The organism is Methylobacterium sp. E-065 (genome assembly GCF_022829605.1).
In the GTDB taxonomy this organism is placed as follows: Bacteria; Pseudomonadota; Alphaproteobacteria; order Rhizobiales; family Beijerinckiaceae; genus Methylobacterium.
Map to the genome: position 1 here is coordinate 1 of NZ_JAKSYD010000120.1, position 12,062 is coordinate 12,062.

The window sequence follows — 12,062 nt, forward strand, 5'->3', positions numbered from 1 at the left end:
CAGGTGCGCGGGATCCTGGGCGAGATCCAGCGGGGCATCAACACCTCGGTGATGCTCACCGAGGAGGCGGTCAAGCGCGCCGCCGCCGGCAAGACCCGCTCGGACACGACGCAGCGGACCATCGAGGAGATCACCGCCAAAGTGGAGGAAAGCGCTCAGGTCTTCCAGCAGATCGTCGCCTCGACGAACCAGCAGCAGCTTGGGATCGAGCAGGTGATGGGGGCGCTCCAGAACATCCGGCAGGCGAGCCAGCAGACCGCGGCCGGCACGAGGCAGGTCGAGTCCGCCTCGGCCAACCTCACGGAGCTGGCCCAGGCGCTGATAGCGCTGGCCGAACGCTACCGGCACTGACCCGTTCAGCATTCAAGCGGATCACTGACCTACTTCGTTTGGTCGGACCTGTCGGCGTAGGCGCGAGCCCGCGCGGCAAACAGGTCGATCTGCACGAGGCCCTGCTTGCTTGCGTTGATCGGGTCGGCCTTAGCATGGTCGCTCGGAACCATACCGGTTGGCTTCGACCCGGTCGGTCGACCAGCGGCACAGTCAATCGATCCCCCTGGTCGCGCGGGTCCGCGAGGTACCCTTGCAGAGATAAGGCAGCAGGAACCGGCTGAGGCGAACGCGACTTTCGCAATCGACTCAACTGGAGTGACAGCATGGCGACCGACACGACCCCGCGACCGCACCAGACCCGCAACGACACCGACTCGAACGCCAAGCAGGTGTCGGTACAAGCCCTCAACGCCCGGCTGGCAGACGGCATCGATCTCGCCCTGGCGGTCAAGCAGGCTCACTGGAACCTCAAGGGTCCCTCATTCATCGGCATCCACCTGATGCTGGACGGCTTTCGCGCCGAACTCGACGACCTCAACGACAAGGTCGCGGAGCGTGCGGTGCAGCTCGGCGCCACGGCGTTCGGCTCGACCCAGGCGGTCGCCGAGCAGACCAAGCTGCCAGCCTACCCGACCGGCATCTACGCCATCGCCGACCACGTGGCCGCGCTGATCGACGGTTATGCCGCCTACGCCAATGCGGTACGCAAGAACATCGACGAAACCGATGAGGCTGGCGATCCGGATACCGCCGACCTGTTTACTGAGATCTCGCGGGCGGTCGATAAGCAGCTCTGGTTCCTTGAGGCCCACGTTCAGGAGCCCACCGGCGAGATGCGCGACGGGAACAAGGCGAACTGAAAGGCCCTATCGGGATCCCGCAGCTTCATGGTCCACCTCCTCAATGGACCAGCAGGGATGATGGGTACTGCGGCGTCCTGTACAGGTGCAGGTGCCCAGCATTTTCTCGTCTTGCAGCATGCTGGCGATTGCTCGGTGGTGGCGAGCCAGCGTGCAGCAAATCGCGGCGTGAAGGCTGGAAGGCCAGCGCGAGCAATCCAGAGCTTGACGCGAGGCGCCAAGCCGGAGCTGAAGGCCGTAAAAGGCTGACCTTGGAGCGCACTGCTTCACTGATGTTGGCAGGAGCCGCTGCGCTGCCAATCACGCCGACGATAGCCGGCCTCAGTGCAACTTCGAGACATCCCTCGATGGCGCCGCCTCGGTCTCTCGCCCCTCTGGCAAGGATGAAGCGATCTGGCGACCAAGCTCAAGCATCAGCGCCTGCAGAAGCGGTTCAAGACGCGCAGCGGCGCCGGCCTCCAACTCGTGCATCAACTCCCACAACTCCAGCGCACGCTCGGCCATACGCTCTACTGGAGTTCCGATGGCCGCTGGGACTGCGAGGAAGCGCGACGCCCCTTCCTCTGTCCGCGTGTCGGTTACGTCTATGATGATCCCGCGCCCACGCATCCGGCCATTTTGATCGCGCTCGAAATGCCCGCGGGACAGTACCCAGCGAACAATGCCCGGCGCTGGCAGGATGCGGTGCTCCCACACGAACAGACCGCCTTCCTCATGCACTTGCCGCCGGCGCACTGTGTCTGCGGCGAGATCTTCTGGATGAAAGATCGATAGCAGGCGCCTGATTGAGATGCCTCGTGCGGCATCCGCAGAAGACAGCCCCAATATCTGGGCCATAACGACATCACCACGGATGCAGTCGCCTTCGACATCGCTCTCCCACAAGCCGATGTTGAGGCTGGTCAGCGGCAAAAGCGCTGAGGAGAACGTATCGTCCGGGGACCGACGCGGCATGCGCCAAACCAAGCTTCCGTAATCCGAGCACAACAACGAGAATGGCTTTTCGTTGCCGTGCAACCGAGATATACAGCGATACGATTACACGCGATAGCAGGCCCGACATGGGCGAACGTGATAAAGGTGATGGCCGCGAGTTCGGTCTCCCCGCGATTGATCAGGCCGCTGCCGCTCGCGAGCGTGAGCGCAAGCTGCGGGTGTTAAAGCGGCTCGGCGAGGCTCTTGGCCGTCCTGTCGAGGACTTTTACGAGCCGCTTGCTACGGCCGATACGTCTAAAGATAAGTCAGGCGACGGCAGATGACGGCTCATGCCTCTGCCTCTCTGCAGAGTGGTAGCCGTCTGCCAAGAACAGACTTGGTACGTCAGTTCATATGTTTGCGGCGCTCCCGTACTTCCTGCTGCGCGAGCTTGCGGCCAAGATCGAACAGAAGCGAATCAGCCAGTGCCTTCAAAACTGGGTCTTGCAACTCGACGATGGCCCGCTGAGCCGCCACGGCGTGGTCGACTGCCCGCTCCAGCGGCGTTGCCGTACCGTCAGCATTGGTCAAATCCTCGATGGTTTCGCCCGCTCGCAACTGCGTGATGTCAACAATGATGCCACGCCCGCTCAGCGGACGGCCCTTATGATCACAGTAGAAGCGGCTGCGCCCCAAAACCCACCGGGTCACACCATCCGCCGAGCAAACCCGATACTCCGCTACGTAGGAGCAACCCTCCTGGGCGTTCTGCAGGATCAACGCTAAAACGCGCTGCCGGTCTTCAGGATGAATGCCGGCGATAAAGCCGGACAGCGGCGTGCCTGCCTCCGCTTCATCAGGGTCAAGATTGAACAGCAAAGCTACGAAAGCGTCGGAGCGCGTCAAATCCGAGACGCAGTCCCATTCCCAGCTGCCGATCACGTCCAGAGCGTCGATGGCCCCCTGAAACGCCTGCGGACAGGTCTGACCCGCAACGGTCTTCGGCTTGGGCATCCCGGTCCCTGGTTCGACAAAAAAGCTGATCTGCGTAACAAAAAGAGCGGTACAACCTCAAGGCGAAGTTTTACAAATTGTGGCCACTGTTGCGTGCTAACAACTAGTAGGCGAGCCGAGGTTGTATAAGATTGAATACAAAATTATGGCACTATCGATGGGAGAAGGTTGTGGGCTCGAAGACACCTCCAACGGTAGGGGCCACGGCAGCAGAGGGCCTGGCGGGAAAGACCTGCGACCAGCAGCCGGAACCGCCGAGTTCGAAAACCTTAGCGCGGCTGCAGCAGATTGCTGGTGCACTCCAGCTGCCCCTGTCCGTGCTGTTCGACCTGCCCGAGCAACGGGACGCAGCGATCGAACGAATCGATCGGACTGCCGTCAGCACTCGCAACTTGAGCATTGAGTGTGTTGCACTGCTCCGCGCTTATAGTAGCGTGCGTGATCAGACCGAGCGACAGCGGCTCCTCAAACTTGTGCAGGACGCGGCCGAGCAAGCTTGAGCTTCCAGCCGCGGTTGATCTGAAGGCAAAGTACGTTTCTACCGTCTCGCCGGTCCAATCTTTGGCGTCAGACGCCTGACCGGTGTTTGTCAGGGGAGCCCAACGGCCGAAATGATCGTAGGAAGACGGTGTCGTGCGCTATCCAGCCGCCATGTCAGCTGGCACAGCCGCGGCCCGCACGTACTCCAAGCAGGACTGCCGGATCTTGGGATCGGAGATCGCCAAGAAAAGTCTCAGAAGCTCGAGTTCCTGTGACGTGGCTTGAAACGCCGCATCGCGGTGCTGAAACGCATCCTTGCGGAGCACATCTTCGCTGACGCCGAGCGTCTGCGCCACCCGCTTCAAAATGCGCTCGGTGCGATCCTCATTCATTGTGGTTACCCTTCTGAACGGAGTGCGAACCGCCCTCGATGTGCCTGGCTTGGAGAACAATCTTCTCTCAGATGGATATTTCATCCAAGCTTGCAATTCACGATTGCGGCAACTAACCACAGCTTGTCCTCGTCCTGTATGCGAGTAGACGAATCATTGCGGTACTTCTTCGCAGCGCGTGACTTCTCGTGCGGGTACTTGGACGCGCTGGATTGGACGAATGTTCTCGATAGCTCGAATGGATCCCGCCTTGCGCGCGGCCGGACTGATCGGCACGTGGAATACAAATGTCGCTGCGGGCCGCTCCATACTCGATGAAGGTGCAGCCGCCCTGTTGGCAGGCAATGGCGCTCTCGCAGGCCAGCCGCTTCCTCTCGAAGCGGCTCTCGCACGCACGCATCCGGAAGACCGCACGTGGATATTTGAACGCATCCGCCGCGTTCGGCAGACCGGTGGACCTTTCTCGGCCGAGTTCCGGATTCTATCGGAGGCCGACAAGGTCTGCTGGGTGCTTTGCCGCGGTTCGCTCGAACGCGACGAGACAGGCATCATGCGCGGCCGGGGCGCCTATATCGACACGACTGACGCACACAACAGCCCTTTCATTCCCGCTACCGCACTCAACCAGGATGGGGAAGACCCTCTGATCGTCGCTGCCGACCGCTGCATCGAAGTGCATACGGCCCTCGGGCAGGGCGAGCACGTTGATCTGCAGCAACTGTCCGAGACACTGCTGTTTGGGATCGGGCGCAGGCTGGCGCAGCGGGGATAGGCTGCCTCACGCGCGCTCCAGCCGGGCGAGGATCAGCGTGCCGGTTGCCGCGATGACGTTGCCGCGCCGGTGCCACGGCAGCACCATCGGTTTCGGCATCGTCGCCCTTCCGCCCCTGGCAAAGGCATGTCCGGCGCCGCGATCTCGCTGTCCTGATCAGTCCCGCGCCGCCATCTGGCCTAAGTGCCAGGTGGCCCTGCTCCTCCCGGGCAGTTAGGCAATCATCAATCACAGCGGGGGCGATATTCAACCCGGGGTTCAATTCCTGGTTGTATCAACGATTTCATTTACAAATACCGGTAGAGGATCCCGAACACTGGTATGAACGGGGCCTGGCCGTGTCGACTTCTGCACCTGCCCCCTTGGACGGGGGGCCAATCCGAACCATCGTCACCGACCTTGCCGCATCTCAGCGCGCGCTTCAGGCCTCTGAAATGCGCCTGCGCATGATCCTAGACCACATCGACCAAGGGCTTGTCATGACCGACGCGGATGATCGCGTCCGCGTCTACAACCGGCATGTCGCCGGCATGATGGGGGTGCCCGAGGATATGCTGAGCGATGGTGCTCGCTTCGCCGATGTCCGAGCCCACCAAGCGGCGCATGGCGCGTACTTTCACCTGCCCGAACACCTGGAGCGTTGGCTGGAGCACGGCGATCCACAGACCCGCGCCGATGATTACGAGCGCACGCGCGCGGACGGCACCGTGCTGCACGTCCGCAGCCTGCCGCTCCCGGGCGGCGGCCTGGTGCGCACGTTCACCGACGTCACACAGCGCTACGCCGCGGAAGCCGCCGTGCGTGAGAGCGAGCGCCGCTTCCGGCTGCTCGCCGAGAACTCCAACGATGTCTTCGTGCTCGGCGACCTCGACATGCGTCGCCTCTATGTGTCGCCCGCCGTGCGCAGCATGCTCGGGTACGAACCAGAGGAGTTCGTCGGCAGCACACCGTTCGATTTCGCCCACCCTGACGATGCGTACATCTTCGCCGATCTATGGGCGAAAGCGCGGAACGAGCGGGACGGTCGGTTCATCGCGTGCATACGTTACCGCCACAAGGCTGGTCATTACCTCTGGATCGAGGCTTCGGTGAGCCTCGCGCGCGAGACCGACAGCGATCAGGTGATCGGCTACGTCGCGACCCTGCGCGATGTCACCACACGCCGTGAAGCGGAGGAGCGGGTCCGGCACATGGCGCTGCATGATGCGCTCACCGGTTTGCCCAACCGCACACTGTTCCGCGATCGGCTTGACCAAGCCATCGCTCACGCTGCCCGATCCGGAAATCCCTTCGCCGTGCTCGCCTGCGACCTCGACCGGTTCAAGGCCGTCAACGACAGCTTCGGCCACGCGACTGGTGACGCTCTGCTGCGCGTCGTCGCCGATCGCATGCAGGGGGTCATACGTCCCTACGACACCGTCGCTCGTCTTGGCGGCGATGAATTTGCCATCGTACTCACCTACCTCGACGAGCCGTGCTGGGCCATCCGCATCGCCGAACAGCTGATTGCGGTCGTGAGCGAGCCGATCGACCTCGATGGACAGATGGTGGAGGTCGGGGTCAGCATTGGGCTGACGCTTACGACGGAGCAAAATGCGACTGCGGACGAGTTGTTCAAGCGCGCCGATATAGCGCTGTACGAGGCCAAGGCTGCCGGCCGAAACACGTATCGCGAGTTTGAGATCGACGCAGGCGTCCGCATCGCCATGCGCGGCCAGCTTGGCCTCGACATGAAAGAGGCGATCCGACGCGGTGAGTTCCAGCTGGCTTACCAGCCGGTCGTGGATGCCGCGACTGGCGCAGTCGTCAGCTTCGAGGCGCTGATGCGCTGGTACCATCCTACGCAGGGCGAGATCCCACCGGGAACATTCATCCCGCTGGCTGAGGAGACCGGGTTGATCGTGCCGCTCGGCGTTTGGGCGCTGCAGGAGGCCTGTCGTGAGGCGATTCATTGGCCCGCCCACATCCACGTTGCGGTCAACGTCTCGGCGGTGCAGTTGCGGCGCGAGGGCCTGGAGGCATCGGTTCTGTCCGCATTGGCATCGAGCGGTCTGCCGGCGACACGGCTGAAGCTCGAGGTGACCGAAAGCGTGCTGATGCAGGACTCGGACACGGTACTGGCCTGCCTGCACCGCCTGCGCACCCTCGGTGTGCTTATCGCCCTGGACGACTTCGGTACCGGCTACTCGTCCCTCGGTTATCTGCGACGTTTCCCCTTCGATAAGATCAAGATCGACCAGGCATTTGTGCGCGACATTGCGGATCCGGATGCGGCCGCGATCGTGCGCGCAGTGGTCGGTATCGGCGAGCGGCTGGGCATGGGCATCGTTGCCGAGGGGATCGAGACGGTCGAGCAGCTAGACCTCGTGCGCCGCGAGGGCTGCACGTTGGTCCAAGGCTTCCTGTTCAGCCCGCCACTCCCCTCCCACGAGGCACGCAGGTACATGGAGGCTGCTCAAGGTAGGGCCGCCTGACCTATCGCTCTCTGGCCTAACGGGGAACTGGCTCCTCCGTCTGCCGTCACCGCAATGTACCGTGGTCTGTTACGAGCGCGGCCGCCAGGATGGGGCGGAGAGCTACTACGACCGCTGAGCAAGGAAGCCGCATGCGGCTCAAATGCTGCGCTTGAAGGCGTCGTGGCGTCGGATCGCGATCAATCGCGTCTTGCCTCGATGCTCGCGCGCTTGACCACGGAACGCAACGCTGCGCTGCCTTCCAGCGCGAACCAAGATCTTAGCATATTGGTGGTTTGAGGCGTGTCACCGGGCCGCTCGCGGAAGAGATCGGCGTAGCGGGCCAACTCGCGCTCCACGAACATGTCGAGATAGACAGCGCCTCTGGTCCTTGCGAGCTCGGCGAGGGTGTCCTCCAGAACGCGTTGCATCATCTCGCCGACCATGGCCGAGACGTAGACCGCTTCCGCGCTGCCCTGTTCGAGCTCTTTCAACCACGCCTCCTATTCGCCTTGTGGCCCCCTCCTAAGCTTGACCGGAGGCCCGATGCAACGCTGGCTCTACGCGCTGGCGCTGGGGTGCAGTTCCGGCAGGTGGCATCCTAAACCGACCCTGCGGGTTTCCGTTCAGGGAGTAGGTCACCTACCCTCACAGGGAGACGTTCATGGCAACGGACAACAAGCGCGGCAACCGGGAGGCGAAGAAGCCCAAGGCGGCCAAGGTGAAGACGAACGCCTCGGCGCCATCGACCAAGGGTATGGTGACGGCCAAGCCCGCCTCGGGACCGAAGAAGTAGGACGCAGCGCGTCGTCTGGGCTAGCGGTTCGTCCAGTCCGTTTGCAGTCAAGCGCACCGGACGTGCCGCTGGCGCCGAGGAAACGCTAGCGCTGGCCTTCAGGGCGGCTGAACATCTCAATCCTTCATCGTCGCGATGATCCGGTCGATCGCGCGCACGCTTTCCTCGATGGCGCGCGTGTGGACCAGCATAATTGCTGCATCCTCGTTGCCTGCGTGATCGTCAGGCCACCAGCGGCCATCGTTCAGCTCACGCAGCAGTTCGCCGATACGTTCGTGCTGGCGTCTGAGCAGGGCAGCGGCGCCTTCGCAGGCTTCGTTCTCAGGCATGTCTCCGATCCCATTTTGGGCGAAGCATATGCCAGCTCGAAGACCGGTGTGAAAGGAGGAAGGCTCGGAACGTGCCCGAGCGCGTCGGGTTTCACACTGGCTCGCTCCGGTCTGGGGGATCAACCTGACGGCGGAGCCAAACACTAAGCTCCGTCATGCCGGCGCTGCCCCCACCCGACAGCCGCCTCACGCAGACAACCGCTCCAGCCTGGAAAGGCCGGCGTCTGTAATTTGCCATGTTGCAAACGTGCCGCCGAGATGAGGGCCGGCCCGTTCACCGAGCCATACGAGATCGCCCCGGCTCGCCAAGCCACTCAGGCGACTGTGATCACCCGGCCAAGCCCGATCCGCCTCGCGCTTGATGGAGATGTGCCCGTCCATAGCCTGGGCGGCTTTCGTAAGGAGGCGACGCTCGTGGTTGACCAGCATGGGCAATCTCCAGTGACGGGTAGGCCGCTACGCAGGCACTGCGTAGAAGCTTAGCCATTTAGAAACGTTTTGCAACGCAGCGGCCCGGGTCGGCTTGCGCTCTGGCTGTGGCGCGGCTTTTGATCCGATTGGCGCGCGGTCATTCACTCTACGCCCAAAATCAAACCGTGCCCTTTGAACGAAGCGGAAAGATGGAGGGCGCGTTTCGTGTCGCTGCGGCGGATCGAGCCGCGGGTCGGCATCGACGCCTGCGAACGGCGCTTCCACAGCCAACGTATCCTACTTATCGAGATCGCAGCGAGCAGGCAGGTTACGTCGGAGGGCGAGGCGCTCCTTGCATCCCACATCGCAAGCCTCAACCTGCTCCGCACCCGCCTAAAGAGCCGCTTGGCGGGTGCACCGACCAACGCATGAGTATCGTCACGTCCCATTTCGAGGCTGCTATCGAAAGCTTGAGCCGTCGCATTGTGGAGGCCGAAATGCGTTCCACGGCAGCGGCAGGCGCGCTTTCCGTACTGATCCGGAGTGGGTTCGACACGTCGGAGGTTGAGCAACGGCTCAACGAGGAGATCGATAGGCTGTTGATCGGGCGCTGGTGGCTTTTGAAACTCCGCTACCCCAGCTGAACTGAGCATTCTCAATCCGGGATCCAACCCGGTGACCCTTGCTCCTTCACTGACTTCCGACCCAGACCACCGCGGGAGGGCAGTTCAGTTGAAACTCTGCCTTATTCGACAGCCGTCGATAAGCATTCCGCAAAGACGCACGCCCGTACCGCCATGCCGAATATTGACCATTGCTGCTGTTCTCTGCTCGGCATTGAATACGTAGACGGCGAATTCGCTTTGACAGCCCAGCGCCGATATGTTTTCTGATTAAAACAACGCATGGGTATTCGAGATATTCCGAGTTGTTGGAAATCAGAAGATGAACCCGATATATCATGAGGTATCGTTGCGACGTGTAATAATAATGATATTAAAATGACGGAGCTTTTTTGTTCCGAGCCGCGTCCAAATTTGTATTAAAAAGTAAACTGTTAGCTCACCTTCTAATGCTATCGAATTTTAGGTAAACGCCAAAGCAATTCTCGTTATTTGATCGAGGTTATTTGGTATTACTATTTCATAATATATATTCCTGCCGGGAATACGTATTGAATGCAGATAATTATCAGTTTTGTATCTAATCTTCACTTTAATACCGCAGAAGCTCCCAATAGAAGTATTTCGGTCATACAGTAGATGCAACTGACAACTCTCACTTCGGTGGCAGTCGAAGCTATGCTCGCGAACATTCCATCATCTCTGTATCCGGCACTTGAAACCCCTGTCGCATTCGAGGGGGTATTCGGCTGGTTCCGGTCCGGGTCGACTCGTCGCGGCGTGGTGCTGTGTGGAACGCTTGGGTTCGAGCAACTCTCGGCCTATCGGGCGTGGCGAGAATTGGCGGCCCAAATTGCCGATGCCGGCTGCGCAACGCTACGGTTTGACTTTCCCGGGGACGGGAATTCTGCAGACGTGGAGGTCATGCGCGCCGATATCTTGGTGGGGGCGATCGCGCGCGCAGTGAGCTATCTGCGCACGGAAGCTTGCGTGGACGAGATTGTTGTAGTCGGTCTTCGTCTCGGTGCGACGCTCGCAGCCTTGTCCGCTTCTTCGTGCGGCATCGACCGCCTCGTGCTCCTGGCTCCTTTTACGAGCGGTCACGCTTACCTGCGGGAGATGCGCCTGCGGTCACGGACGGTTGATCGTCTTTCGACTGATGAGCCGATTCCGCAACCACCTGGCGATGTCTTGCTTGGGGGCTTCCGATTGGGCCCAGCGCTGGTTGCCGATCTCTCGGTCATCGATTTGATGGCGACCACACAGGCGCCAGCTCCAAACGTGCTGATCGTTGGGCCTGACACCGCACAGCTTTCTCGACACTATGAAGAGCTCGGCAGCCGTGTGGCCTCTGCGCCGTTTGCCGGGCTCGCGCAGCTTTTGATCGGCGACCTGTTCTCCGAAACACCGAAGGACACGTTCGAGGCCGTTGTCACCTACGCTTGCGCAGACGCCAAGCCGGCGTCCTCGGTGCCCCCTGCAGTTCGTGCCGCGGGAGCGATCGGCGGCGCAGGCTGGACTGAGGTACCCGCTCGGTTCGGGATGGGTCTTGTTGGAACGTTATGCCGTCCGGACCGCCCTGTCGCGAACGCACCGACGATCCTCTTCCTCGGGTCAGGTCGCAATGCGCGGTCCGGGCGTGGCCGCCAAATCGCTATCCTGGCGCGCCGACTTGCCCGGTCCGGCTTTCGGTCTCTCCGTTTCGATCTGCGTGGGATTGGAGACAGCCCAGATAGACCGGACGGTTCTTCTCCGCTCTACGCCCTGGATACAGTCGAAGATGTCCGCGCTGCACTGAATCATCTCGATGGATTATCGTCAGCACCTATATTGGTTGTTGGTCTTTGCAGCGGCGCATTTCTCGGCTTTCATGCCATTCACGGTGATCATCGGATAAAGTCAGCCATTTTATTCAATTTATATTGTTTTGACTGGAATCCATTATACGATGTGGAGACCAAGATACGAAACCCTTATTGGGGCGTTAGTGGCTACGCAAATGAAGCTAAAAAGGTCGCATCTTGGTTCGCATTGCTTCGTGACCCGAGAAGGATTGCAGCTATCACGGCAAAGCTCGTTCGATTGGCCGGTCGCAGTTTGAAAAAATTTGCGTCCGTTCCGTTCAAGGCTGTATATGCCGAGAATACAGTTGCTGGCCGCATCGGTAATATCAGGCTGCGTGGCGCCGGCTTGACCCTGGTGTTCAGTCCGAATGAGCCGGGGCTAACGGAGGTGCACGCAAAACTCGGGCGCACGCCATCGGACGTCGAAAGAAAACTCGGACGACCGCTCGTTATGATTGAGCAGGCCGACCATAATCTCACCGTCGACGGAACGCTCGATAAGTTTTACGAAATAATATTAGAGTCTATCAAATGTGTTTGCGAGAAAGCCGCAGAGAGCAACGAAGACGAAATCAAATCTCTTAGATATTCACTGGGATTTTAAGGGCAATCACGCTCACGAAGCCGGGGTCATGCGGCTTTCCGGGCGCTACGCTCTGACAACCGGCACCTCCACCGGCTTCGTCTAGAAGCCGGCCGGTCCTTCCATCATCACGCGTTGCGGGCCGGGCTGGCCTATCGGCGTGCTTTGGCTTTCCGGGCCGCGAAGCGTGCATCGCGCGCGGCCTTCTGCTCGGCGGCCAGCGCGACTTGCTGCGCTGCCTTCTCGGCCGCCTGGCG

Annotated in this window: 14 protein-coding genes and 1 pseudogene; 8 read left to right on the forward strand and 7 right to left on the reverse strand. The window is 61.0% G+C overall.

Translation table 11 applies throughout. The features are described from left to right. A pseudogene (locus MKK84_RS16535) lies at nucleotides 1-351 on the forward strand (hypothetical protein); the annotation flags it as partial. 305 nt (nucleotides 352-656) lie between these two features. Next, the gene (gene dps, locus MKK84_RS16540) at nucleotides 657-1,193 is read left to right on the forward strand and encodes a DNA starvation/stationary phase protection protein Dps (RefSeq protein ID WP_243921538.1); all 537 of its coding nucleotides are present in this window, start codon (nucleotides 657-659) and stop codon (nucleotides 1,191-1,193) included. A 321-nt stretch (nucleotides 1,194-1,514) separates the two neighbouring features. Here dps and MKK84_RS16545 read toward each other — a convergent pair whose 3' ends face one another. Continuing rightward, on the reverse strand, nucleotides 1,515-2,147 hold the full coding sequence (locus tag MKK84_RS16545; RefSeq protein ID WP_243921540.1) for a PAS domain-containing protein: 633 nt from the start codon (nucleotides 2,145-2,147) through the stop codon (nucleotides 1,515-1,517). Between the two features lie 107 nt (nucleotides 2,148-2,254). On the opposite strand from MKK84_RS16545, the gene MKK84_RS16550 reads away from it, so the two are divergent. Next, nucleotides 2,255-2,452 carry a hypothetical protein gene (locus MKK84_RS16550; protein ID WP_243921542.1) on the forward strand — a complete coding sequence of 66 codons (198 nt, stop codon included), beginning with the start codon at nucleotides 2,255-2,257 and terminating at the stop codon, nucleotides 2,450-2,452. A 61-nt stretch (nucleotides 2,453-2,513) separates the two neighbouring features. Here MKK84_RS16550 and MKK84_RS16555 read toward each other — a convergent pair whose 3' ends face one another. The 3 genes from MKK84_RS16555 to MKK84_RS16565 all read right to left on the reverse strand — a co-directional run bounded on the left by MKK84_RS16555 (nucleotide 2,514) and on the right by MKK84_RS16565 (nucleotide 3,994). After that, the gene (locus MKK84_RS16555; RefSeq protein ID WP_243921544.1) at nucleotides 2,514-3,122 is read right to left on the reverse strand and encodes a PAS domain-containing protein; all 609 of its coding nucleotides are present in this window, start codon (nucleotides 3,120-3,122) and stop codon (nucleotides 2,514-2,516) included. Nucleotides 3,123-3,391: 269 nt separating this feature from the next. Beyond that, a complete protein-coding gene (locus MKK84_RS16560) occupies nucleotides 3,392-3,616 on the reverse strand; it encodes a hypothetical protein (protein WP_243921546.1) in 225 nt (74 codons plus the stop codon). A 144-nt stretch (nucleotides 3,617-3,760) separates the two neighbouring features. Further along, complete coding sequence (locus MKK84_RS16565; protein ID WP_243921548.1) at nucleotides 3,761-3,994, reverse strand: hypothetical protein; 234 nt, start codon at nucleotides 3,992-3,994, stop codon at nucleotides 3,761-3,763. Nucleotides 3,995-4,232: 238 nt separating this feature from the next. Between MKK84_RS16565 and MKK84_RS16570 the strand changes: the two genes are divergently transcribed. Both MKK84_RS16570 and MKK84_RS16575 read left to right on the forward strand, forming a co-directional pair. After that, on the forward strand, nucleotides 4,233-4,766 hold the full coding sequence (locus tag MKK84_RS16570) for a PAS domain-containing protein (RefSeq protein ID WP_243921550.1): 534 nt from the start codon (nucleotides 4,233-4,235) through the stop codon (nucleotides 4,764-4,766). A 434-nt stretch (nucleotides 4,767-5,200) separates the two neighbouring features. Further along, nucleotides 5,201-7,240 carry a putative bifunctional diguanylate cyclase/phosphodiesterase gene (locus tag MKK84_RS16575; RefSeq protein ID WP_243921552.1) on the forward strand — a complete coding sequence of 680 codons (2,040 nt, stop codon included), beginning with the start codon at nucleotides 5,201-5,203 and terminating at the stop codon, nucleotides 7,238-7,240. A 179-nt stretch (nucleotides 7,241-7,419) separates the two neighbouring features. Here the strand turns inward: MKK84_RS16575 and MKK84_RS16580 are convergent, their stop codons facing one another. Beyond that, the gene (locus MKK84_RS16580) at nucleotides 7,420-7,713 is read right to left on the reverse strand and encodes a hypothetical protein (RefSeq protein ID WP_243921554.1); all 294 of its coding nucleotides are present in this window, start codon (nucleotides 7,711-7,713) and stop codon (nucleotides 7,420-7,422) included. A gap of 170 nt (nucleotides 7,714-7,883) precedes the next feature. Here MKK84_RS16580 and MKK84_RS35485 point away from each other — a divergent pair, with 170 nt between their 5' ends. Next, nucleotides 7,884-8,015, forward strand: coding sequence for a hypothetical protein (locus MKK84_RS35485; protein ID WP_267360389.1), 132 nt, complete (start codon nucleotides 7,884-7,886; stop codon nucleotides 8,013-8,015). A 116-nt stretch (nucleotides 8,016-8,131) separates the two neighbouring features. On the opposite strand, the gene MKK84_RS16585 is transcribed toward MKK84_RS35485, so the two are convergent. After that, complete coding sequence (locus MKK84_RS16585; RefSeq protein WP_243921555.1) at nucleotides 8,132-8,344, reverse strand: hypothetical protein; 213 nt, start codon at nucleotides 8,342-8,344, stop codon at nucleotides 8,132-8,134. Nucleotides 8,345-8,530: 186 nt separating this feature from the next. Beyond that, nucleotides 8,531-8,773: a hypothetical protein gene (locus tag MKK84_RS16590; protein WP_243921557.1), complete on the reverse strand. Its 243-nt coding sequence runs from the start codon at nucleotides 8,771-8,773 to the stop codon at nucleotides 8,531-8,533. A gap of 410 nt (nucleotides 8,774-9,183) precedes the next feature. Between MKK84_RS16590 and MKK84_RS16595 the strand changes: the two genes are divergently transcribed. Continuing rightward, nucleotides 9,184-9,399 (forward strand): hypothetical protein, encoded by a 216-nt coding sequence (locus MKK84_RS16595; protein WP_243921559.1) that lies wholly within the window; start codon nucleotides 9,184-9,186, stop codon nucleotides 9,397-9,399. Between the two features lie 657 nt (nucleotides 9,400-10,056). After that, nucleotides 10,057-11,826, forward strand: a complete 1,770-nt coding sequence (locus MKK84_RS16600) for an alpha/beta fold hydrolase (protein ID WP_243921562.1) — start codon at nucleotides 10,057-10,059, stop codon at nucleotides 11,824-11,826. Nucleotides 11,827-12,062 lie beyond the last annotated feature (236 nt).